Raw genomic sequence first — 23469 nt, forward strand, 5'->3', positions numbered from 1 at the left:
TCCGAAGGAGAGTGGCAAGCATGGCAAACAGGCAAAAAACGAAGCTGCTGGGAGCAAATCATTTTCGCCAGGGCATGAGCATATTTGTGAACCGGATGGAAGAAGGGTTTATTTTAGGCTATCATGAGCACGATTTTATCGAAATTACGTATGTCTCCTATGGAAAAGGGTACCATCACATCAACGGTCAAGTCATCCCCGTCTCCAAAGGCGACGTATTCATCGTTCCGGTAGGCGTCCCTCACGTCTTCCGCCCGTATTCGGCCAAACGCGATCAAAAGCTCGTCGTCTACAACTGTTTGTTCACGGAAGCGATGCTCGCGGACATCGCCCGGCTGCTCCCGGAGTTTGACCTTGTTGCGCGGATTCAGCACCATTCGCGTGCGGACAGCGAGCATCTCGCTTTCCACGACCGCCAATTGACGATGGAAACTTTGTTTCACCGTATGTATGAGGAGCATTCAACGAGCCGGCAGGGCTCTTCCGCCATTTTGTTCGCGCTGCTGATCGAGCTTTTGGTCGAGTTCTCCCGCCATATGCTGCATGCGAACCCGGCTGAGATGGAGCAGGACGACCCGATCGGCCACGCCGTCGAATATATCCGCAGCCATGCCGAAGAAGATTTGACGATTCGCGCGGTCGCCGATATGTGCCGGCTGAGCGAAAGGCACTTCTTCCGGCTGTTCAAAGCCCGCGTGGGGCAGCCTTTTCACGAATATTTGCAGCAATGCCGGATACGCATGAGCTGCGAGCTGCTGCAGTGCACGCGGCACAAAATCGATACGATCGCCGGGATGGTCGGATACCGGGACACGCAGTCCTTTTACCGGGTTTTCAAACGGATCGTCGGCATGACGCCGGGGGACTACCGAAAACAGGGAGCGTAAGCTCAAATTGAACGCGAATCATCCGGCAGCGGAACTTTCGTCGGTCGGCAGCATAACGGCTATTCGCAGGCCCGTACTCACAAGCCGCCCTGCTGCAGGCGCTCCAACGCGGCCCGATCGGTGACGATCATATTTTTGTTGTCTGCTATGAGGATGCGTTCCTTTTTTAATTTGTTAAGAAACCGGTTCACCGTCTCCCGGGTCGTGCCGACCATTTTGGCCATGTCCGAGTTCGTAATTTTCAACGTGACCTGGACGCCGCCGTCCGACGGCTCGCCGTAACTGTCAACCAGCCTCAACAGCAGCGCGGACAGGCGAAGGTTGATGTCGTTGCTGCTGAGCTCCTGCAGCTTTGCCTGCAATTCCCTGATTTTGCGGCCCATCTCCCGCATGACTTTGATCGCGATTCCGGGATTGTTCAGCATAATCTTCTCAAAAGCCTGGAGGGGAATGATGCACAGCTCGGAGTCAAGCACGACCTCAGCGGTGCCCGGATACGGATTTTTTTCAAAAAAACCGGCATGGGGGAACATGTCCCCTTCTTTCAGAAAAGCCATAATGTACTCGTTGCCCTGGGCATCGATTTTGTAAATTTTGACGATCCCGCGGTTGATGAAATAGACCGAATGCCGCTCTTCTCCCTCCATGAACACGTGGGATTTGCTTTGGAACGTTCGCAATATGGAAATGTCCGCAATTTTTTGCAGCTCGGAAGCGTCAAAATCGCTAAAAAATAATATTTTGCTTATCGTATCGATTAGCTGCATCTGTCAGCCCCCCGGATTATTGTAAAAATTTTAAACGGCAGCGTTCCGTTTTGGCGAAAAGCCTGCGATTGTGCAGGAATTATAAAGCGGGGCCGAGCCGGCGCATTGGTGGAAAAAGCCGCACATCAGCGGGAATGCTTTCGCTGCAAGCGCATTGACGCGCACCGTGCACAACTCTCAGCGCATGGTGTTGCACTGCATGATGGTGGTCAATCGACCACATGACGAGCAAAAAGCGGCCTTTTCCAGGCTGCCCAGAAACCCATACCCCGGAATCGGTCGCACATCTGCCTAATTACGCGAAGTAGCCTGCAAAAGTCAGAATGTTGAAAAACTCGTATGCTAGGAGGCTGCGCATATTTGACAACGCGCGGAAAACCTGCAAAAGTGCAGGTTTTTCCTCGTTGGCAAGCCAGCAGCGAAAAATTCCTGCAATTGTGCAGGCTTTTCGCCGCGAACATGGGCTTAGGTTCATTTTCATCGAAAATTCCTGCACTTTCGCAGGCTTTTCTCCAAAATGAACCATTTTCACAAAAAAAGCCTGCACTTTTGCAGGTTTTCTCCCTGCCAAGCCGTCTTGCCGCCACTTCAGACTCTATAACCCATCGGGAGAGGCGTGAAATGTTCACTGGTTTTCTCCGCTTCCATTGCCGGAAATGCGTGAACCCGGGCAGGCGGCTACCCAACAGGTCGACCGACCGCCGCCATGCAGCGCAGCGCTAGCACCGCGCGCCGCGCGCCGCATGTGGTAGCACCGGCTGGCTGCGCGCGGTGCGAAAAGCCGCCCGCATCTTGCTTTGCCGGCGGCTTCGCCCGTTACTCCGGCTTCGCCGTCACAGCCCGCTTTGTGCCCGGCATCCGCAAGGTCAGCAGCAGCATCAGCAGGCCGATTGCCGCGCACACCCAAGCCATGCTGTGCAGATGCCCGGTCGTAATATTTTTGCCGAACAGCGCGGCGAGCAGGCTCGATGACAAAATCGTACCAATGAAGCGCGAAGTCATGAAAAGCCCTGAGGCGATGCCGGTCTCCTCCTTGGAGACGAAGTCATACAGCGCCATCTGCATGCCCAAATTGTTAAAGCCGTTGCTGATGCCGAGAACGGACAGGGCAAGGAAAGTCATGACCGCGCTCGTCTGGTCCTTGATCAAAAGCAGCGACAGTCCGCCCAGTACGACCGCGGAAGTGCCGAGCAGCAGCGAAGGCTTCGAGCCGCTCCGGTCGATCCAGCGGCCGGCAAGCGGCGTGATGAAAACGCTGAACCCGGCTATCGAGAGCATGATGACGCCTGTCTGCTGCGTATCCATATGCTGTACCTGCTGCAGGTAGGAAGGGATGCCGAACATAACCGAATAAAAAACGATGTTCGTCAAAATAAACTGCACATAGACGAGCGTCACCTTCGGATTTTTCCGCAAAAAAGCGACATCGATGAACGGCCGGCTTTTGCCCAGTTCGAATCGGTAAAAAAAGATCGTGAGCAGAGCGCTGACCGCCAGCTTCCACAAGCTGAACCCTTCCTCGAAGGACAGGAAAAACAGCAGCCACATGAAAATCGTGAGCGAAAACAGCGCCACGCCCGCCCAGTCCATATCGGAAGCGCTGCCGGTCCGTTTCGGATCGCGGGGGAACATTTTCCACGCCAGAATGAAAGAGCCCGCAATAAACGGGAAATTGAACAGGAAAATGAGCGGCCAATCCCCGTAGTGGACGAGGAATCCTCCGAGCGACGGGCCGAAGGCAGCCGACGTGCTGGAAAAGACGGACAAGATGCCCAGCGCCTTGGCCTGATTGGACGTAATTTGATCGCGGATCATCCCCATGCCTGCGGGATACAAGGCTGAACTGCCGATAGCCTGGATGATCCGAAAGCCGATAAGCCAACCAAAGCTCGGCGAAAGCGGAGCCAGGCAGGACGATAGCGTCACAAGAAGAAGCCCCAGCATGAACACCCGCTTGCGGCCGAACAGATCGCTCCATTTGCCCATGACGGGCTGGGCGATGGCGCTGGCGAGATAGTAAGTGGATATCAGCCACGACAAGTCGGCAAAATTCAGCCGAAATTCTTCCTGCAGCCGGGTTAGCGCAACCGATATCATGGAAGTATTGAGCGGATTGAGCAGCGTGCCGAGAGCTACGGCAGTAATGAGAAGCATTTCGGTTCTTTTTGTGCGGGTCGGTTCGGACGCCAAAGACGTCACCTCATTTTTGCTTTTATCATTTCATTGTATCAGTCCTTCCGTTTTTACGCACGCTATAGCGCCATAACACCCCTGCTGTCGGATTCGTTGAGCGCGAGTCTTATTAAGTGTATACTAGGGATTACTGATAATAGAGTTTGGGGAGTGATTTTTTTGCAAATTAAACTGGATGATTTAACCGGAAATAAAGTGATTGCATTAATCAGGGAACATCTCCAAAGCATGACGCTTCATTCCCCGCCGGAAAGTGTACACGCCTTAGATCTTGATAAATTGAAAAAACCGGAAATTACATTCTGGAGCGCATGGGAACAAGACGAATTGCTCGGTTGCGGGGCGCTTAAGGAGCTTGACGGTCAGCATGGAGAGATCAAATCCATGCGAACTGCGTCAGCGCATACGAGGAAAGGCGTTGCAAGGCGTGTCATGGAACATATCATTGAGGAAGCCAAACAGCGCGGCTATCGGCGGTTAAGCTTGGAAACGGGCTCGATGGAGGCTTTCGAACCGGCCAGAAAACTATATGAAAGCTTCGGGTTTCAATATTGCAAGCCGTTCGCGGACTACATAGAGGACCCGAATAGCGTATTTATGACAAAAGAGTTCTAAATTTATAATGAATCAAGACCGCCTTCCATGGGGCGGTTTTCTTGTCGCGAAGTGTGAGGGCCCCAGTTAGGAGTCTGTCCGGCGGAGCTGCTGAACTTACCGGACAGACTTCTAACTGCTGCTGTCGGCAAAAAAATCGACGCGTGCCATCACATCGGCAATCGTAAATTGACGAAGATATTCGATCGTGTGCCGCTCCGCTTCAGATAACATTTTTTCAAGCACGATGTCGAGCTGTTTGCCGGCTTCGCCGCAGTCGACATTTTCTTCGGCTTCCGTACATTCCGATTTTACAGCTACGTAAACATCGGCGAGCGTAATTTGGTTGGACGGTTTGCCGAGCATGTAGCCGCCATCGCGGCCTTCTCTCGCTTCCACGATCCCCGCCTGTACCAAAGTCTGCAGCACCCGCCGCAAAAATGTAGCATGTGAATTTACCTGGCCAGCTATGCTTGAGCTCGACAATACCCCTCCGCTTTGAGTCAGCCAGACCAACGCATGAATAGCGACCCCGAAACGAGGAGGTCCGATCGATAAACCCCGACCCATCGTCAGCCACCCCTTTATCTATTATGACTTCACAAAAAGCGAGCGTTTGCTTCATTATAACACGGCGAACTTCGAGGAAAAAGCAAGCGCCGCGAACAGCCTGCGGCGCTTTGTGAACAACTTTTATGAAACTAGAACCGCTCAGCCAGCTTTGCAGTTTCGGTCAGACCGGCTGACACGATTTCGGCGGTACGATCTTGGAATTGGTTATGGCCTTCGATGATAACGTCTTCCGTTTGAACGCCCCACAGTCCGAGCGAGCCTTTAACAAAGCGCATCGCAGCTTCGACGGAAGCCATCGGCTCGCTGGAATATACGCCGCCTCTGGCGTGCAGCAAAACTGCTTTTTTGCCGGTCACCAGGCCGACCGGACCTTGAGCGGTATATTTGAATGTTTTGCCTGCTTGCGTAAGGTAGGAAATGTATGTAATTAATGGCGCTGGAACCGTAAAGTTCCACAGAGGGAAAGCAATCGCGATTTTATCGGCTTCCAGGAATTGATCCAGATACTGGTTTACAGTAGCGGCGAGTTTTTGCTCTTCGGCAGTAAGCTCCCAGCCTTGGCCCTGCTTGTACATCGCAGTGATTGCAGCATTGCCGTAGTAAGGAAGTTCGGCGCTGAAAAGGTCCAGCTCCGTAACAACATCCTCCGGATGGGACTCTTTATAGGCTTTGGCGAATGCTTCGTACATTTGTACGCTGATTGCCTGCTCGGCCGGACGATCGTTTGCTTTAATCAATAAAACTTTTGCCATTGATAATTCCTCCAATTATAAAAATTTTGGTCGTACCTTTACTGAGCTTTAACAAAGCACAGTAATTTTTAAAAAAAAGTTGCAGTCAATACGATTAACTGCAATACCTATAAGCACATTATATCGGTTCCGTGCATGATTTTCAACTGCTGATTGTAGGCCATTCATTCCGCCGCCTCCGCGCGAACCTGATAATGCTCCAGACTGATGATGCGACCATTCGTTATTTCTACGCCCTCGGCATGCAACAGAAAAGCTTGCAGCTGAGAAGATTCATCATCCAAAATGCTTATTTCCCCTTTTGAATTGATGACTCTATGCCAGGGAAGCCGGTATTTTTTGCTCATCGAATGAAGGATCCGCACGACCTGCCTTGCACCTCTCGGGCTGCCCGCCAGCGCCGCGATTTGACCGTATGTCATTATCCGGCCTTCCGGTATGCCCCTGATAATCGAAATTACTTTCTCGGTGAAAACAGTCATCTCGTTCCCTCGCGCTTTGGTTATTACTACCATTATTTCACCAAAAGCGTTCCATTTCAAGAAAAGCCCGGCAAGCCGGGCCGCTTCGGGCAGCCAGGGCTGTCGAACCGTTCGCCGACAGCCGCACTTCATTTGCGGGCAGTGTCCAATCTTAAGGTTGCGGACACAGCAAAAACGGCTGACCCCCCTGGCAGATCAACTGCCCCAAGAGTCAACCGCTTTTCAAGTTGCGGGCCTGCATTATTTCGGCTTGTCGGCCGTTTGCAAATGAAACAGCTTGCCGACCGCCTCTTGCAGCCGATCCTTTTGGATCGGCTTGACGACGAAGTCGCTTGCGCCGCTGCGAATCGCGTCCAGCACCATTTGACGCTGCCCCATGGCCGAGCACATAATGACTTTCGCTTCGGCATCGATTTTCTTGATTCGCTTCAGCGCTTCTATTCCGTCCATTTCCGGCATCGTAATATCCATCGTCACCAGATCGGGCCTGAATCTGCTGTACATCTCAACCGCTTCCTTGCCGTTACCGGCTTCGGCTATAACCTTAAAACCCATTGACTCCAACAATGAACACATCATCATCCGCATAAACGCTGTATCGTCCGTCACCAGTACGTTCACTTGATGTCCCTCCTTGTTTGATGCTCTATTCCATATTACCTGCGGCATTTGAACAATTACTAAACAATTGGCGGTTCCGCGATGAAGGAATAGCGTATGTTTTGTCGAAATTACAGAGTATTATGACGAAAACGAAAATAGTTTATTTAACGGCGATTTTTTTCTTGATGATTACGGGAATCCGCATCGTTTGGTACTCGCTCGACGCTGCGCCCGCTTACCCCCGCGCCATCCAGGGGCAGTTGGATTTAAGAAATTGGGATTTCAACGCGAAGGGGCTTTTGACGCTGGACGGCGAATGGGAGTTTTACCCGGGCACGTGGCTGATAGGCAATTTTGCGAGTATGCCGGCGTCCGCTGCGGAGAAAAGCTTTCTTCAAGTTCCCGGCAATTGGAAGCCGGCCCTGTCCCCGAAGCCTGATTCGGCTCTCGGCTTTGGCACGTATCATTTGCGCATTCTGATCGATGGAGACGGCAGGCAAAAATTCGGCATCCGCGTTCAAAACGTTCCGGCTTCGTCCGAGCTGTTCGTGGACGGCCGACTTCTCGGGCAATCGGGCCGTCCGGCGCCTGATGCCGGGCAGTATGAGGGGCGCAACGTCCCGTATACCGCTTTCTTCACTACCGATTCGAATCAGATCGACATCGTCATTCAAGCGGCTAACTTTGACAACAAGCAGCAGGGAGGCATTATCCGCTCCGTCAAATTCGGAACGGAACAAGCGGTCAGCGGCAAACAGCGGTTCACCGAAAGCATGCAGTTGATGGATTGCATCATCTTTTTGATGCATCTCGTGTACGCTTCTATTCTTTATCTGATCGGCATTCGCCCGAAAATTTTGCTTCCATTTTCGCTGCTCATCGTTAGCGCGATTCTTATGGTGCTAGTTGACGACGATAAAATGCTGCTCATATGGGTGCCGCTCAACTACGACTGGAGCGCCAGGCTGCTGCATCTGGCTTTTTTCGGAATTGCTGTGTCCCTCCTGCAGATGACCAAGGAGCTGCTGCCCAGATACTCGTCGGTCAAAGCAATGAATTGGTACTCGGCGCTGTGCGCTGCGGTCGCCCTGGTTATTTTGCTGATCCCCACGCACTACACGTCGCACGTAAACAGTTTGTTTTCCTTCTTGATTTTACCTGTTTTTCTGGGTCTGCCTGTGCTCATGCTGCGCTCTGCGATGAAAGGCGACAATGAAGCCATTTATTTGTTTTTCGGCGTGACCGCTCTGATGACAAACTCCATATGGGGTGTAATCAAAAGTTCGTTCTGGACGGGTTTGAATTTTTACCCCTTGGATCTGCTCGTTATCATGTTCGCTTTTGCCGCGTTCTGGTTTAAACGTTATTTTCGCAATGCCGTTCAAATGGAAGAGTTCGCCCGCAAGCTTCAGCAAGCAGACAAGCAAAAAGACGACTTTCTGGCCAACACATCGCACGAACTGCGCAATCCGCTCCACGGAATTCTCAATATCGCTCAGGCGACTCTTGACAACGGGAAAAAACCGCTGGACCCCGGCAGCGCCAAAAATCTGGAGCTGCTTATTACGATCGGAAAACGCATGTCATTTACGCTGAACGACTTGCTGGATTTAACGCGGCTCAAGGAGAACAGCATCCGTCTGCAGATGCAAAGCTTATCGGTTCAGCCGGTAGTTTCGGGCGTTCTGGACATGCTTCGCTTTATGACCGAAGATAAGCCTATCCGGTTGCACAATCATATCCCGGAACGATTTCCTCTCGTAGCCGCCGATGAAAACCGGCTCATTCAAATTTTGTTCAACCTGCTGCATAACGCGGTCAAATATACGCAAGAAGGGACCGTTACGATTCAAGCTTACGTGCAGGACGGCAAAGCGCATATTGTGATTGCGGATACGGGCATAGGTATGGATGAGGAGACGCGGCAGCGGATATTTCAGCCCTATGAGCAGGGCGATTCCAGCATAACCGCGATCGGGGGCGGCATCGGTCTCGGTCTAAACATCGCCAAGCAGCTGACAGAGCTGCACGGAGGGATGCTGCAGGTCAAGTCCGCACCGGGACAAGGCTCGGCGTTCACTTTGTCGCTCCGGCTTGCCGATTCATCGGCGCAGCGGCATACCGCAACCGTTTCCCCTATCGTCTATGAGGCAAAAGAATTGGCAGCGGCTTCCGGTTTGCCTGCTGCGAACTTTGCGGCGGATGCCGGGAGCACTCGGGACAGGATGAAAATATTAATCGTAGACGACGATCCTGTTAATTTGAATATTTTGGTAAATGCCCTTTCTTATGAGCATTACAACACTCAGGCAGCCTCAAGCGGCAAAGAGGCGCTGTCCCTGCTTGCTTCCCGCAGCTGCGACCTGGTCATTGCCGACGTCATGATGCCGCAAATGTCGGGGTATGAACTGACCCGCACGATACGCGATCGCTTCTCGATGTCCGAGCTTCCTATTCTGCTGCTGACGGCCCGCAGCCGTCCCGAGGACATCGAAGCCGGGTTTCTTGCGGGAGCTAACGATTATGTGACCAAGCCGGTCGATATGAAAGAGCTCCGAGCCCGGGTTCGGGCGTTGACCGGATTGAAACAATCCGTCCGGCAAGGGCTCCGCATGGAAGCTGCGTGGCTTCAGGCGCAAATTCAACCGCACTTTTTGTTCAATGTGCTCAATGCCATATCCGCGCTCAGTGAGATTGATACGGCCAGAATGCGCGGCGTGCTCGAAGCGTTCGGCAGCTATTTGCAGGCGAGCTTCGATTTCCAAAATGCCGAGCAGCTTGTTCCGCTTGAGCACGAGCTGAATCTCGTCCGTTCTTATCTGTTTATCGAAAAGGAACGCTTCGAAGAACGGCTGCAGATCGTTTGGGAAGTGGACGAACAGCTCGAACTGCTGATCCCTCCTCTTTCCATCCAGCCTCTGGTAGAAAATGCCGTAAAGCACGGCATATTAAATCGTTCGTGGGGAGGAACGGTGCTCATCCGAATCGCCGACCGCGGCGATCATGCCGAAATTGCTGTCGTGGACAACGGCGTGGGCATCAACGCGGAAACGCTGCAGCGGATATTGGATCGCCGCCCCGAATCGGGCATCGGCCTTCGCAATACAGACCGGCGGTTGAAGCAAATTTACGGCAAAGGGCTGCACATCCAAAGCTCCGGCGATCGCGGAACGACGGTTGCCTTTCAAGCGGCGAAACAAGCGGAAGCGTAATATTGATCTTCCCGCATACAAAATGGACTGGACGCCTGTGCAGGCATCCAGCCCTTTCTTTTTATACCAAGCACAACGGGTGCTTTTATGGCAATTACTGTTTCCATTGCTCGTACCACTCGGAAATATAAGCCTGGGGAGCAATTCCCAACTCTTCCCCAAGCAGTGTACACAACTTCTGATACTGCTCCTCCACCGCGCTCCTGTCGCCTATTTCCGCATAGAGCACCATCAAAGCATGGTAAGCCTCCTCGTAATAAGGCTGGCGTGTCTGGATGCGGTGATAGACCGACATAGCCTCCATCCGCAGGCCCTGATGAACGTAATACTCCGCCAATTGCTGCGCTTCATTCAGCCACAGCATGCGCAAGCGCTGCCGTTCATTCTCCGCCCACAAATAATCGTAATCTCCCAGATAATCCCCCCGGTAGGCGTCCAACACACGTTGATGCTCGGCGAGATTGCCCGCTTCGATCGGCGCAAGCGCCGCCAGACTCCGCTCCCATTCGGCGGCATCCACGCTCACCGCTTCCGCTTCGATCATATACGCGTCTTCCATGCTGATGGTTTGGATCGGTATTTCGATCGCTTCCTTTTTTAAACATTGGCGGATTTGATAAATGGTCGTATACAAATGAGCCATCGCTTTCTTCTCGTCAAAATTAGGCCATAGCATCTCGTTGAGAACGCTTTTGCGCACCAATTGTCCCCTATGATGAACCAGGTAAGCGAATACCTCCTGCGCTTTGGCAGTGCGCCATTTGACAGGATTAAGCTTCTCTCCGGAAAGATCGATTTGGAACGTTTGAAAGCAGCGAATCACAAAAGATTTCGGAACCGAAACGAGCGGCTTCAAATGTTCCCTGCGCTTCGCCAAACGCTGGACGGTCGCCTTCAGCCGGTCGCTTTTGATCATCGGCTTCATCACATAGTCCACCGCGTTCAATTCAAAAGCCTGCAAAGCATATTCGTCAAAAGCCGTAACGAACACAATGTCCAAATCCGGACAGGCGTTCTGCAGCATTTCCGCCAGCTCCAGCCCTGATATTTCCGGCATGTGAATGTCCAAAAAAGCTACGTCAGGCTGTAATCTCGCCGCCATCCGCAGCGCCTTTTCCGGGTCCAGAAAAGTGTCCACAGCTTCTATTTCCGTTTGTTCCTTGAGCATTTTTTCCAGTTGAATCAGTGCAAGCCGCTCGTCGTCAATGGCTATAGCTCTCACAAATTTCACCGTCCTGTTGTTTCATCACACCATGTATATACAAAAGCCCGACGCAGCATGACTTAAGGCCGTCGAGACTGACTTTGCCGCAGCAAATTGCGTACCGAATCGATGTTATAAAATAAGCTGTATATGGCAATCTTCCTACATTATAGCATTCCTTTTCAGTTTGAAGCCATATTGACGATGGTCAAATGCGAAAAACAGCCTGCCGGAACGATTCCGACAGGCTGTTAATTGGGATAAAATTACGCTGCGTTATTTCTTCAGCAATCTTTTTCTCAGGAGGAACCCAAGAAGGATCAAGACGAGGCCGGCCGCTTCAACGTACCGTTGGCTCGTTTCCCCTGTTTTCGGAAGCGTCGCTACCGGTCCCGGTTTCCCTTTGCTCGGAGAATTGCCGAGCGGAACTTCCTGAACGTCGATGTCGATCAAAACTTCCTTCTCATTTCCGTCCTTGTCTTTGACAAGAATAGTCAACGTATCTTTTCCGATATATCCAGGGTTCGGAGTATACGTCCAATGACCGTCCGGATCTATCGTTGACGTACCGTTCTTCGGCGGCTTGCCGATGGACGGAATGCCTCCGAGCGGCACGTCTACATCACCTTCAATCGGTGTGTCCTGGTCCGTCGTTTTTTGATCGCCCGCAGGCGTCGGAGCCGGTGACACCGAAGGTGCCGGCGTTGCTGACGGCGACGGTGCTACGCTTGGCGCCGGAGATGTCGACGGCGCTGGCGTCGCGCTTGGCGTCGGCGATGTTGACGGCGACGGACTCGCGCTCGGCGAAGCCGACGGTGTCGGCGACGGGCTCGCGCTTGGCGAAGCCGACGGTGTCGGCGATGGCGTCGGCGTTGACGACGATCCGCCGGATGATGGTGTCGGCGACGGCGTCGCGCTTGGCGTTGCCGATGGTGTCGGCGACGGTGTCGTCGTTGGCGTTGCCGATGGCGTCGGCGACGGTGTCGTCGTTGGCGTTGCCGTCGGTGTTGGCGACGGTGTCGTCGTTGGCGTTGCCGTCGGTGTCGGCGACGGTGTCGTGACTGGCGGTGTCGGCGTCGGCGTTACCGTTGGTGTAGGCGTCGGTCCCGCCACTTTAGCGTTCGTTAGGTTCAAAGTAAAGCCCGCCGTCGAACTGATCGTTACAGGATGGTCGCTCGAATCGAGCACGTATCCCGACGGAGCGGCGGTTTCTTTGATAACGTAGCTTCCTGCCAGCAGCTTCTTGAATTCGGCCGTACCTGTCGAATCCGTTGTCAGAGTGCTGATCAATGACCGGGATGTACCGGATATCCGGTACAAGTCAAAAGTTGCTCCGCTTAGCACAACAGTGCTATTGGCCGCGTCGACCTTTTTCACGGTTAACGTGCCTCTGACGCCGCTGCCTGTACCCGATCCGCTTGAGACACCGACTATGATGTCTTTGGTTGTGTCTTTGGTCACTACGCTCACATTGTTGCCGCTAAAGCTGACTTTATTCGAGACCGTATCCTGATCGTTGGCAACAATCAATGATTGATATTCAAGAATGTAAGCCGTATTAATCTCGTGCAGGAAGTTCAACTCGAAAGTTTGCTTGCCGTTATTGTCTGTAAGAATGCTGAGCGTATAATCCGTGCCCTTGGTCAACTCGGCTCCCTTGGACACATCTCCGTTCGCAGCAATTGTCGTTGCAAACAGATGGAACGTGTTCGGCAGCAGCAGTTGGTTATCGGTCGGCGTATCGACGATTTTCGCATCCGCTACCGTAGATTGACCGCGGTTGATGTTGATCGTCCAATTAATTTTATCTCCGTTCTGCACGCCGTTCTTGTTGACGTACTCGCCGCCCTTCGGAATGTTGACGGAGGCCGTCAAATTGTTGGACACAGGGTTGGTTCCATCAAACAATTTGGCCGTATTGCTCACTGTATTGTTGATAAGCTCGCCCTCAAGGGTTGTTTTAAAAACAATAAAGTACGGGGCCGAAATGGCTTGCGTGAATGTAACGACCAGCTTGTTATCGCTGCCTACCGTATAATTGTAGTAAGTATTGTCGACTACTGTGCCTTGAGCTGCATTGCCGTTTGCCGGGATCGTCATGTTGTAGACGGCAAGAGAACCCGCAACCAGCTTCTGCTGCGATTCCAAAAGATCCTCGACTACAGCTCCGTTCAGCGTTTTGCCGTTATAGTTTACCCCTACCGTCCACGTTAGCTGTTTCGTTGAAGCGTTGTAGGTCCCATACTTGAACCCGTTGTTCTTCACTTCGTTCCTTGGAACAAAAGTTGCAGACACCGTTTTCGTATGGGTGTTTGAATCCGCGTCCGTCCAGTCAATTGTCGCATTGTTGATGAAATCGGTCGTGCTTCCGGCCGGACTGATCCAGTCGTTGTTGAACTCGGTCACGTAGCTGATCGAGACAGGGTCTGAAAGCGGATTGACGAAAGTCACTTTAAAGCCCTGATCGGATGCTACAGTACCGTCGAGCGTGTAATCGGTTGTTTCCGCCAGCGTAACGGTTCCCTGCTTGATTACCAACGAACCCGGTACGAGGTGAAGCCCTTTATTCGGAAATGTATCCGTTACAACTACGCCGCTCATCGGCTCGTTATCGCCGTTAATCGCGATGTTCCATGCTACCGTTTTGGCTTGGTAGTTTGCCGCTCCGACGTTCTTGATAAGAACTACCTGGTTAATCCCGCGCGTAGCCGTCTTGCTGTCTCCGCCTCCGGACGTCACCTTGTTCGTAATTGTAGCATCGGTGATAACGCGATCGTTAGCCTTCGTTTGATAGGTAACTTTATAGGCCGAATTAATCGCGCTGTTGAACTGCAGCTTGAATCCGTTTTTGCCTGCAGCGGATGCGGCAGTCACTGCGTACTGAGCGGCAGGCACTTCGCTGCCCAGCAATTCTGCTCCTGTCGAATCCAGTGTAACCGGATATACATGAATGGAGCCCGCCACAAGATCCTGCGTATTGTCGAACAGGTCTGTCAAGAAGGCCGATGCCTGTGCAATCGTTTTTTCGTTGTAATTGTACTTGATTGCCCAGTCAATAGTCTGCGTACTTGAGCTGTAGCCCGTCGACGATTTGTCCAATGCGGTTCCATGCTGTACAGTTACGGTTGCCGAAGCGTTAACCGGAGCTTTGTTGCTGCCCTGAAACGTTGCCGTGTTTACGAACGACGTTGCGTCAACATCGGTAACCGGCGTCGTAAACTGGATACGGTATGCCGAGTCAATCGGGTTGTCTGTGAAGTTGACTGTCAGCGTATTGCCCGTATTGTTCACTGTGTACTTGCTAGGGTCAATCAGTGCTCCCTGGACAACACTGCCATCCAGGTTAACGCCCAGATCGTACACGGCCACCGTAACCGGAATCGAGAGCCCCGCAGGAATCGGGTCGGTTACAACCGCGTTCTGTACGGAATCGAGCGTCTTGTTCACGTCGATGGTCCAGTCGATGTTTTTGGCGTTAAAGCCTTGCGGCACGCCGCTTTTCCCGATCGTCGAAGTGATGTTCGGCTTGAATTTCAGCGTAAAGACTTGTTCGCCGCTTTTGATCGGAATTTTAATAATTTGCGTGGTGCTGCCTGTAACTCTTTGCTTATCGAATTGCGTGTTGAGTGCAAGGATGCCTCGTACGTTATCATGAGTCTCTATGTAGTTATTAAAGGTCATAACGGCTGCATGAGTATCTTTGTTCACGCTAAACGTTCCCACTTCTTCGTTGTCTATTAATAGCGGACTAGGACCGATATTATTGAAAAGCAGAAACTCTTGCGGTAACGTGAACGTAAATGTATCCCCGCTGTGGTAACCATGACCATTGGGGAGCGACCATGTGTAATCCAACTGTACTTTGGAACCTTGCTCGTACACGTTGCCCGTCACCACTTGACCGGCGCTGTCGTATACGGCTAACGACACGCTATCGATAATATTGCTTGAAATCGTCGCAGCGCTCGCTTGATTTAAAAAGCCCGCTCCGGAAATGCTCTGCATAAAAATCAAAAGTGCAATCAGCAGAGCACTTGTTTTTTTCTTCAACATTGTCTTTCAATTCCTCCATTCCCGGTTCAACCTCGCTGAAGTCAATTTCATAATTTCAATCGCTGCGCTCTATTTCTCTATATATTCCGGTCCGCAGCAACTGAAATAGCCGGATCGCGAAATTTCTCCGACCTTCATGATCCAAACCGATCAAGGGAATTGAAGTATGAAATTGACTCCGTTGCTTTGCTTCACGCTTTGTCGGCCGAATTGAAGCCTTTTCCCGCTTCTGCCTCCGGCGCCTGCTTCACTCCCTCCCGGTCGGATTAACTTTTCTTTCTTTTTTCTTTTTTCTCTCTGTAAAAAACAAGTCACATTTTGTATTCTAAAACTTAATACTGAACATAAACTGAACAAACAGCCGCAACAAAAAAAGAACCCGCACTCAGGTTCGAATGCAAGTTCCTTCATCTATTGTATTTCCCGCTCTCGGAGCGGAACTTCGCTTTTAATACATTTTGGTGATCGTATAGTTTGCAGCATCTTTCAGCATCGGCGTGTCTTGTCCGCCTTGTACCCGAGCCGAGTCGTACGTCGTATCGATCGTAACCCATTCGCCCGTATCTTTCAGGAAAACTTGATTCCATGCATGATAAGTTTCCGGCGCTTCAGCCGAATAACCCATAACCAGACGGGTCGGAATGCCTACGCTTCTTGCCATGGCCGCAAAAGTAGATGCATAATCATAGCAAATTCCCTTCGATGCGTCATAAATTTCATCCAAATTCGGGATGTAACCGCCCTCGACGGTTTGCGCTTTATCGTTATCATATGTAATATTTGCCGTAATATAGGCATAAATAGCGGTAATTTTGTCCTTGTCCGTCTCGGCTTTGGCCGTCAGTTCCTTGGCCTTCACAACCGCTTTGGTATCTTTGTTCCAATCGATGAGCGGAATGGATTGCAAAAACACTGCATTTTCGTCGTCCATCTTCAAATCGACCGTTTCTTGCGCGACTACTTTATATTTGTTGCCGCCTGTCGACTCCGCAACGAGAACAGTGTAACTGCCGTTGCCTAATTGCAGAGGATACTGGGCGCCTTCAGCCAGGTTATAATCAAATTTGACGTTCCCTTTGGAAATCCGGACGAGGGCTTTCGTATTTTTCGCATTCGCGTAGTTGACTGTAACGACTCCTTTGTTCAGAAGGCTTTTGTCTACTGCCGCTTGAGCGGAAGCTGCGTAAGTCCCTTTCGGTGCAAGGATCAGAAGAAGTGCAACGACCATCATGGATACAAAGGTTTTTTTGAACATAAAAAACTCTCCTTTCGGTAACTGGCTGCCAACTTAGCGCTTGCTAAGGAAGGCCCTTTAGTTTTGCGTCTCTAGCTTTCGCTAGATTTGCCTTTATCGGTGGAAAGCACCGAAATCTTATTTTTTTAATAGAGCGATTATATCATAGACTTGTCCGTTTAACTAGTCTTAGTTTCTATTAATTTTCCTTTGACTGCGATGCGGTGCGTCGGGTTTTCCATCGGATGGCATGTAATCAGCGTAATCTCGCTGTCTTTGCCGTTCCCGTTCAACACCCAGACATCCTCCGGGAGAACGTACTGTTTGCTTTCGACTTTGTACACGAACTGTTTGCTGCCTGTGTCCACTTCGACCAAATCTCCTACGTCCACTTCGTCCAGCCTATTGAAATTTTTGCCGTAAGTAAGGTTCCTGTGGCCGGCAATGGCATAATTCCCCACTTCGCCCGCTTTGCCTGTATGGGCAATGCTCGCAAGGGACAGCTTCAGATTGACCGGCGTCGCATCCGTTAATATCGGCAGCTTCAAATTAATCTTGTCGATGATTAAAACGCCCTCGATATTTTTCAGCTCCATCGCTGCCGGCATCGCTGTCGGCTCCGCGCTCAAAGGGATTACCGGCGGCATCTCTGCGGATGTCCCGGCCGAAGAAGGAGCGCTGACCGCCGCCGCATCCGTCTCGGGGGCCGGTTCATCGATATGGCGCAAATTTTCCTGCCATTGCCGCAAAATTTTTTGCTGCTGATAGCTCTCATAGCGATCGCTGACCGTCGGGTAAAGAAAAACGATGATGCCGAGGACGATGCATGCCAGGGAAACGATTTTTCTTATCATGCGGGTTTCCTGCCTTTGTTTAGCGCGATTTCATATCTATTGGGCATTATACCTCTTTCTCCTGGCAAAATCCATCACATCGCTTGACGAACCGCGCTTCCCGCTCTCGAAATCCGCACGGCCATAACTGCGGCAAGCAGGCAGACGAATCCCGCGCCGATGAAGGCAATGGTATAAGTCCCCATCCAGTCCCGCATCAATCCGGCGCCATATGCCGCTGCCGATGCGCCTAACTGGTGAGCGACGACTACCCAGCCAAAAATCATCCCGGCCTTTTCTTTGCCGAACTCTTTCGAAGCCAACTTCACGGTCGGAGGGACCGTCGCAATCCAATCAAGCCCGTAAAAGACCGAGAAAATCAAGAGCGACATCGGACTTGAATCAAGCGCATACGGCAAAAAGAGCAGGGAAAGACCGCGCAGCCCGTAATACCAAAAGAGGAGCCAGCGGCTGTCGAAGCGGTCCGACAACCATCCCGAAAGCGTTGTGCCGATCAGGTCGAACAGCCCCATCAGAGCCAGCAGCCCTGCGGCCATCACCTCCGGAATGCCGTGATCCCCGCAAGCCGGAATGAGATGCGTGCCGATCAGCCCGTTTGTGGAGAAGCCGCAAAAGAAGAACGTCCCCGCAAGCAGCCAAAAAGTTTTGCTGCTCATTGCCGACCGAAGCGTACGCAGCGGCGTAAGAAAAATGCTTCCTTGGAACGCATCCGGTTTGACGATCTCTTCCGAACCGTAGGCAGCGGCCCCTACGTCGTAAGGATGGTTCCGCATCCAGACCGCTACGACAACGAGCACGGCCACAACGACCGCCACTGCCGTATAAATCGAATACCTCCAACCGGCTTCCACCGTTATTTTGGCCAGTAAAGGCAGGAACAGCAGTTGGCCTGTAGCCGCGCTGGCCGTGAGCATTCCGACGACAAGCCCTCTCCGTTTGGCGAACCATTGATTGGAGACCGTCACACCAAGCACGTTGGCCATCATCCCCGTACCGAGCCCCGCTACAAATCCCCAAATGAGCTCGAATTGCCACAAATATTTCATATACGGCGTAATGGAAAGGCTTATGGCCAATACCGCCAGCGATATTACCATCATTCTCCGAATGCCGAACTTTGCCAGCAAAGCCGCCGAAAAAGGGCCTACGATGCCATACAAAAATATGCCGATCGATACGACTCCGGATATGCTGCCGCGATTCCAGCCGAACTCTTTTTCGAACGGAAGCATGAAAATGCTCGGCATGGAGCGGATTCCCGCCGACACGAGCAAAGTAACAAAGGTGATGAGCACAACCACCCATCCATAATAAAGCTTCGACGATCCCACGCTTCGGTTCACTCGCTGGTCACTCCTTTTTTCGTTGTACAACCAAAATACTAAAAAAATCGAAATGCTTACTTTTCCAATTGCTCGCTCGTCGCTTCAAGGTTTTTGGACAATTGATCCGAAGCTTCCGCACCCAAAATGGCTTCATATTTGAGGCGCAAATTTTTCGAGGCTTGACGAATGTCGCCTTCCAGCTCTTTTCCCTTGCTTGTCGGATATACGAGCACGGTTTTCCCCTGTACCTTGCGCTCGACCAAACGTCTGGCTTCCAGCTTGTCGATAAATCTTGTAAGCGTGGAGGGCGTTATATAGAGCTTTTCGGCCAATTCTTTTTGGGAAATTCCGGGAGTACCGATGACGAGTCGGATCAAAAATCCGTACATGGGACTAAGTCCGGTCGATGCGAATTCTTCTTCGGCCATTCTCGTAATGGCACGGCTTAAACGGTTCGTGGTGAAAAATAAACAATTGTGCAGAAATCCTTCATCCATTGAAACGGCGCCCCTTTCCGAACCGCGCGCAGCTCCCAGCGCGTTTTTTATTTTGTATGTACAACGAATATAAAACTTCCCGCTGCGATTGTCAATGCAAAAAAAGATGGAAGCGCCGTTCGCGAAAAAGTCGCGGCACTCTATGAGGGCTAGGGAAACACAAGTGTAGCTAATTTGGAGGACAGCCGCTTTTTCTGGGCGCACGCCTTTCCCGGTGTAGGTCGTGGAACTGCACAACTGGGCAGTAAGCAGCTTGCTAGGGAAAAAACCTGCGAAAGTGCAGGTTTTCCCTCCGAAATTAGCTTATTTTGGCGAAAAACCTGCAAAAGTGCAGGAATTTTCGCTGAAAGTGAGTATGAGCCTATATGTTTGGTGAAAAGCCTGCATTTTTGCAGGAATTCTTCGTGGCCAGCGAACAAGGACGCAAATTCATGTATTTTTGCAGGTTTTCTTCGTACAGCCAGGCAGATTATCGCTATCTCCTCTACCGTGGGGGTGTTCAACAGCCTAAGAATTGCAGGAATATCGCTCCTCAAACGCATCCACGGGCAAAAAGATGCACTTTTTGCAGGTTTTCTGCGCGAAGCACTGCTCAAAGATGCGCAGGCTCTCGCTCCCGGCTTGTTGCCGCTTCGCGGGCCGCCTGGCCGCTTGGCCGACTCTCGCGCCGGCTTCGGCGGCTTCCGGCGCTTGCGGTTGCCCCGCCGGAGGGATCCGGCCGGACATCCGTCAGAAAATGCGGTGCTTCCATCCGTTCAGTTTGGAAATCGCTTCCACATAGTAATAATCGCCATAAATAAGCGAAACATCGATAAAGGAAGTGCCGCTTCCGGTGGCGTGGAGCAAAATCGCTTCATGCTCGGGCCGATCCCATGTCGCATAGTTCTCGGTCAGCGAACGCAGTATCCGCTCTGCCGCTCCGGCATAGAGCCGCTTCTCCCCCGCAGGCACGAAGTCCGCCAGATCCAGCAGCGCCGATGCGGCGATCGATGCGGCGGAGCTGTCCCGCGACATACCTTCCAGCGACTCCAGACGGAAATCCCAGTACGGCACATGATCTTCAGGAAGCGCCGCGATAAAATAATGCGCGATCCGTTTCGCCGTATCGAGGAACCGCTCGTCGCCGGTGTGCCGGTACGTGTTGGCAAAACCGTACAGCCCCCACGCCGTACCGCGGCTCCACGACGATTCCGCCGACAAGCCCTGGCCGCCGAAATTTTCGATGTAGGCGCCGGTTTCGGGATCGAACGAGAGGATGTGCTTGGTCGATCCGTCTTCCCGGACACCGTGCCGCATAGTAGTCTCGGCGTGCCGGATGGCGATATGCTTGTATCGGGGATCGCCGGTTGCCTTATGCGCCCAGAACAGCAGCGAAATGTTCAGCATGCAATCGATAATGACCCCGCCGGAATCCGTCGGCATCGCCTGTCAGCGTATGCTTGATGACGGCCGTCGGCAGAAATTGAAAGCCTACGTCGTGATGAAGCTCTTCCGTCGGCTTCACGAACCATTGTTCCAGCTCGCCGTCCCATCGCCAGGCGGCTTCCTTGTAGATGTCCTTGCCGGTCATGTCATGCATGATCCACAGGATGCCCGGCCAAAAACCGGTCGTCCACCAATCGGAACCGATGTCGTCGAATTTGCCGTCTTCTTCGGCAAAATGCGGGCATTTATCGCCCATTTGAGCGATGGTCCGGGTTATTTTTTGATCGAGCTTTTCCATGATACCCTGCCAATAATTCGTGTTCATTTTGAATAACTCCAGCAATTTTTATCCATTATACTCCTCCGTATCGCCCAAAAGTTATGATACAATGTAAGAAAATGTTGATATTTTGTCATTTTGGGGGCCAGGTCATGAATCAGCTTTTCGAGCCAGTAGTCTTTGACCGCAAGGAAATCGTCTGGGACTACCGTATACGGTCGGAACACGTTTTCAAAGGCTATTACCATTGGCATCAATGCTGCGAAATTGTTTTCGTACACGAAGGGCAGGGCAGCATCGTCCTTAACCGGCAGGCTTACGATATCAAGCGCGGCATGTTTTTCTTTTTTCAGCCTTTTCAGCTCCACCGCATCCACGCCGTAGTCAGTCCGCAAACGCCATATGTCCGCTCGATCTTCTATGTGGATCCGAATCTTATAGAACGGCAGCTTCGCCCCTTTCCTAAGAAGTGCGCCCTGTTCGCGGCTTTGTGGCAGGGAAGCGACCGTAACAATGCCTTCGATCTGTCCCCGATCGTAGAACAAATGGAATGGATTTATTGCTCCTACGACCGCAATAACCGGAAGGGCTTGCCCGACAGCGAAGACATCACCTTGCTGCTGCTGCAAATTTTAAATGCGGTGGATATGGCGCACCCCGGCGCGGAAGAGAAATTCAATCAGGAGGCGGCGCGCAGAACTCCCCGCTACTCGGAGACGATCATGCGCTGGATCGAAGCGCATTACCAAGAGGAGGTGAGCCTGGAGCGGTTAGCGCAAGAAACGCATCTGTCCACCAGCTACATCTCCAGAGTGTTTCGCCATGAAACGGGCAGCAGCATTACGGATTATTTGACGGCCAGACGCATGAAACAAGCTTGCCGGCTGCTGGAGACGACGGGCCTGGCGGTCGAGGAAATCGGCATACGCATCGGCATTCCGAATGTGTCTTACTTTATTCAGCTGTTCAAACGGGTAGTCGGAACGACCCCGCTCAAATATAGAAACAGGTAGTGGCGCAAACGACAAAGACAGGACGAATGCTTTTTTCGCCCTGTCTTTGTCTATGATGCTGCTATTTGTTCATCTGGTTATACTTGACCAGCGATTTCGTACTATTTTCCGCTGCTGCATTGAGCGCTTCTTGCGGGGATTTTTTGCCGTTCAGCACTTCCTCGATCGCATTTGCAACGAACTGCCGCTGCTCCTGGAACACGCCGATGGCGGCTCCCTGGGTGGCGAAGTTCGATTTGGACTGGTGCAGCTGATCGACAGCCGTTTTGAATTGCGGATATTTCTCAAGATTGTCTTTCACAATTTGCTCATCGTACGCCTTCTTCGTGATCGGGAAATAACCGCTGCTAACGTGCCACAGGGCTTGCACTTTAGGCGTCGACAAATATCGGATAAAGTTCCATGCTGCGTCCTGCTCTTCCTGCGGTTTGTTGCTCATGATCCAGTTGCTCGCCCCGCCAATGACGACCCCGCCTTCGGTAGAGGCGCCTTCCGGCACCGGTAAAAAGCCGGTTCCGACTTCGAACTTGCCTTTGGCCGAATCGACGATTCCGCGCATCGCGCCTGTCGAGTTCATCATCATGGCCGTTTGTCCGGCCAAAAACGCCTTTTTCGCGTCATCGCCCGATCTTCCGAAATTGATCGCAATTTTGTCGTCGGCCATCGTCTTCCACCAGGTCATCGTTTTAAGGCCCGCTTCTTTATTCAAATACGATTCGGTCGCAGGCGCCGTACGTCCGTTGTTGTTGTTGACGTATTCCGTTCCTTGCTTGGCAAAGGACTGCTCCATAAACCACGGCTCGATATACAGACTGAAGCCTGTAACGCCCCCTGAGGTAAGCGTCTTGGCCGCTTTGATGACTTCTTCATACGTCTGCGGAGGCTTTTGCGGGTCCAGCCCTGCCGCTTTAAACAAATCTTTATTGTAGTACAAAATGGCATTCGAAGTGTTGAACGGCATGGAATACAGTTTGTTGTTGACCGTGTAATAGTTCAGAATATGTTCTTCGAACTGGGCCGTGTCGAACTTGTCGCGGTCGATAAAAGTTTGCATCGGCGTAATGGCTTTGGAATCGATCATGAAACGGGTGCTGACGTCGTTGCTCATGACCATCGTAGGTCCGCTTTTCGAATCCATGGATGCTTTCAATTTGTTCAGCGACTCGTCATAGGTGCCCTGGAACTGTGTTTTCACGATGACTTTCGATTGGGAGGCGTTATAGTCGCTGACGATTTGATCGAGCGCCTTGCCGAGCTCTCCCCCCATCGAATGCCACCAAACGATTGTGACCGGAGCTTTGCTTGCCTGGGCGGCCGGGGAGGCGGAAGCCGCAGCCGATGCCGGCTGCCCGTCCGGGGACGAAGGCTTGGCTGCGCTGCCGCACCCCTGTACGAGCAGCATCGCTGCGACGCTTGCAACTGAGATAGACGCTTTCCAATTTGTGCGGTTCATAAATGTTCGGTCTCCTTTGTATTGCCGTTATGATTGGGACGATATCTATGTTAAACCGGTGTCGGATC

Annotated in this window: 18 protein-coding genes, 1 pseudogene and 1 riboswitch; of the genes and pseudogenes, 5 read left to right on the forward strand and 14 right to left on the reverse strand. The window is 51.9% G+C overall.

What is annotated here, in order from left to right; genetic code table 11:
- Positions 1-20: 20 nt before the first annotated feature.
- A complete protein-coding gene (locus AC3G2T_RS09525) occupies positions 21-887 on the forward strand; it encodes a helix-turn-helix domain-containing protein (protein ID WP_488435271.1) in 867 nt (288 codons plus the stop codon).
- 77 nt (positions 888-964) lie between these two features.
- Here AC3G2T_RS09525 and AC3G2T_RS09530 read toward each other — a convergent pair whose 3' ends face one another.
- Complete coding sequence (locus AC3G2T_RS09530; RefSeq protein ID WP_488435272.1) at positions 965-1654, reverse strand: Crp/Fnr family transcriptional regulator; 690 nt, start codon at positions 1652-1654, stop codon at positions 965-967.
- 360 nt (positions 1655-2014) lie between these two features.
- Here AC3G2T_RS09530 and AC3G2T_RS09535 point away from each other — a divergent pair, with 360 nt between their 5' ends.
- Positions 2015-2377, forward strand: coding sequence for a hypothetical protein (locus tag AC3G2T_RS09535; protein WP_488435273.1), 363 nt, complete (start codon positions 2015-2017; stop codon positions 2375-2377).
- A 93-nt stretch (positions 2378-2470) separates the two neighbouring features.
- On the opposite strand, the gene AC3G2T_RS09540 is transcribed toward AC3G2T_RS09535, so the two are convergent.
- Positions 2471-3853: an MFS transporter gene (locus AC3G2T_RS09540; protein ID WP_488435274.1), complete on the reverse strand. Its 1383-nt coding sequence runs from the start codon at positions 3851-3853 to the stop codon at positions 2471-2473.
- A 153-nt stretch (positions 3854-4006) separates the two neighbouring features.
- Here AC3G2T_RS09540 and AC3G2T_RS09545 point away from each other — a divergent pair, with 153 nt between their 5' ends.
- Positions 4007-4462: a GNAT family N-acetyltransferase gene (locus AC3G2T_RS09545; RefSeq protein WP_488435275.1), complete on the forward strand. Its 456-nt coding sequence runs from the start codon at positions 4007-4009 to the stop codon at positions 4460-4462.
- A 111-nt stretch (positions 4463-4573) separates the two neighbouring features.
- Here the strand turns inward: AC3G2T_RS09545 and AC3G2T_RS09550 are convergent, their stop codons facing one another.
- The 4 genes from AC3G2T_RS09550 to AC3G2T_RS09565 all read right to left on the reverse strand — a co-directional run bounded on the left by AC3G2T_RS09550 (position 4574) and on the right by AC3G2T_RS09565 (position 6869).
- Positions 4574-5011 (reverse strand): RrF2 family transcriptional regulator, encoded by a 438-nt coding sequence (locus tag AC3G2T_RS09550; RefSeq protein WP_474679984.1) that lies wholly within the window; start codon positions 5009-5011, stop codon positions 4574-4576.
- Positions 5012-5142: 131 nt separating this feature from the next.
- Positions 5143-5781, reverse strand: coding sequence for an FMN-dependent NADH-azoreductase (locus AC3G2T_RS09555; RefSeq protein WP_488435276.1), 639 nt, complete (start codon positions 5779-5781; stop codon positions 5143-5145).
- A gap of 149 nt (positions 5782-5930) precedes the next feature.
- Complete coding sequence (locus tag AC3G2T_RS09560; RefSeq protein WP_488435277.1) at positions 5931-6248, reverse strand: MGMT family protein; 318 nt, start codon at positions 6246-6248, stop codon at positions 5931-5933.
- A 240-nt stretch (positions 6249-6488) separates the two neighbouring features.
- Complete coding sequence (locus AC3G2T_RS09565) at positions 6489-6869, reverse strand: response regulator (protein WP_474679981.1); 381 nt, start codon at positions 6867-6869, stop codon at positions 6489-6491.
- Positions 6870-6970: 101 nt separating this feature from the next.
- Between AC3G2T_RS09565 and AC3G2T_RS09570 the strand changes: the two genes are divergently transcribed.
- The gene (locus AC3G2T_RS09570) at positions 6971-10063 is read left to right on the forward strand and encodes an ATP-binding protein (protein ID WP_488435278.1); all 3093 of its coding nucleotides are present in this window, start codon (positions 6971-6973) and stop codon (positions 10061-10063) included.
- 94 nt (positions 10064-10157) lie between these two features.
- Here AC3G2T_RS09570 and AC3G2T_RS09575 read toward each other — a convergent pair whose 3' ends face one another.
- The 7 genes and pseudogenes from AC3G2T_RS09575 to AC3G2T_RS09605 all read right to left on the reverse strand — a co-directional run bounded on the left by AC3G2T_RS09575 (position 10158) and on the right by AC3G2T_RS09605 (position 20980).
- Positions 10158-11285: a response regulator gene (locus AC3G2T_RS09575; RefSeq protein WP_488435279.1), complete on the reverse strand. Its 1128-nt coding sequence runs from the start codon at positions 11283-11285 to the stop codon at positions 10158-10160.
- A 258-nt stretch (positions 11286-11543) separates the two neighbouring features.
- On the reverse strand, positions 11544-15320 hold the full coding sequence (locus tag AC3G2T_RS09580) for a collagen binding domain-containing protein (protein ID WP_488435280.1): 3777 nt from the start codon (positions 15318-15320) through the stop codon (positions 11544-11546).
- Positions 15321-15768: 448 nt separating this feature from the next.
- Positions 15769-16575: a transglutaminase-like domain-containing protein gene (locus tag AC3G2T_RS09585; protein WP_488435281.1), complete on the reverse strand. Its 807-nt coding sequence runs from the start codon at positions 16573-16575 to the stop codon at positions 15769-15771.
- Positions 16576-16588: 13 nt separating this feature from the next.
- Positions 16589-16677: riboswitch (cyclic di-GMP riboswitch) on the reverse strand.
- Between the two features lie 56 nt (positions 16678-16733).
- A complete protein-coding gene (locus tag AC3G2T_RS09590; protein ID WP_488435282.1) occupies positions 16734-17408 on the reverse strand; it encodes a class D sortase in 675 nt (224 codons plus the stop codon).
- 74 nt (positions 17409-17482) lie between these two features.
- Positions 17483-18751, reverse strand: coding sequence for an MFS transporter (locus AC3G2T_RS09595; protein WP_474679975.1), 1269 nt, complete (start codon positions 18749-18751; stop codon positions 17483-17485).
- 56 nt (positions 18752-18807) lie between these two features.
- The gene (locus AC3G2T_RS09600; protein ID WP_474679974.1) at positions 18808-19230 is read right to left on the reverse strand and encodes a MarR family winged helix-turn-helix transcriptional regulator; all 423 of its coding nucleotides are present in this window, start codon (positions 19228-19230) and stop codon (positions 18808-18810) included.
- A gap of 729 nt (positions 19231-19959) precedes the next feature.
- Positions 19960-20980 (reverse strand): annotated as a pseudogene (locus AC3G2T_RS09605) (glycoside hydrolase family 88 protein).
- Between the two features lie 107 nt (positions 20981-21087).
- Between AC3G2T_RS09605 and AC3G2T_RS09610 the strand changes: the two are divergent.
- Positions 21088-21948, forward strand: a complete 861-nt coding sequence (locus tag AC3G2T_RS09610; protein ID WP_488435283.1) for a helix-turn-helix domain-containing protein — start codon at positions 21088-21090, stop codon at positions 21946-21948.
- A gap of 61 nt (positions 21949-22009) precedes the next feature.
- Here AC3G2T_RS09610 and AC3G2T_RS09615 read toward each other — a convergent pair whose 3' ends face one another.
- Complete coding sequence (locus tag AC3G2T_RS09615; RefSeq protein ID WP_488435284.1) at positions 22010-23401, reverse strand: ABC transporter substrate-binding protein; 1392 nt, start codon at positions 23399-23401, stop codon at positions 22010-22012.
- Between the last annotated feature and the right edge of the window lie 68 nt (positions 23402-23469).

The organism is Paenibacillus sp. sgz302191 (assembly GCF_057749925.1).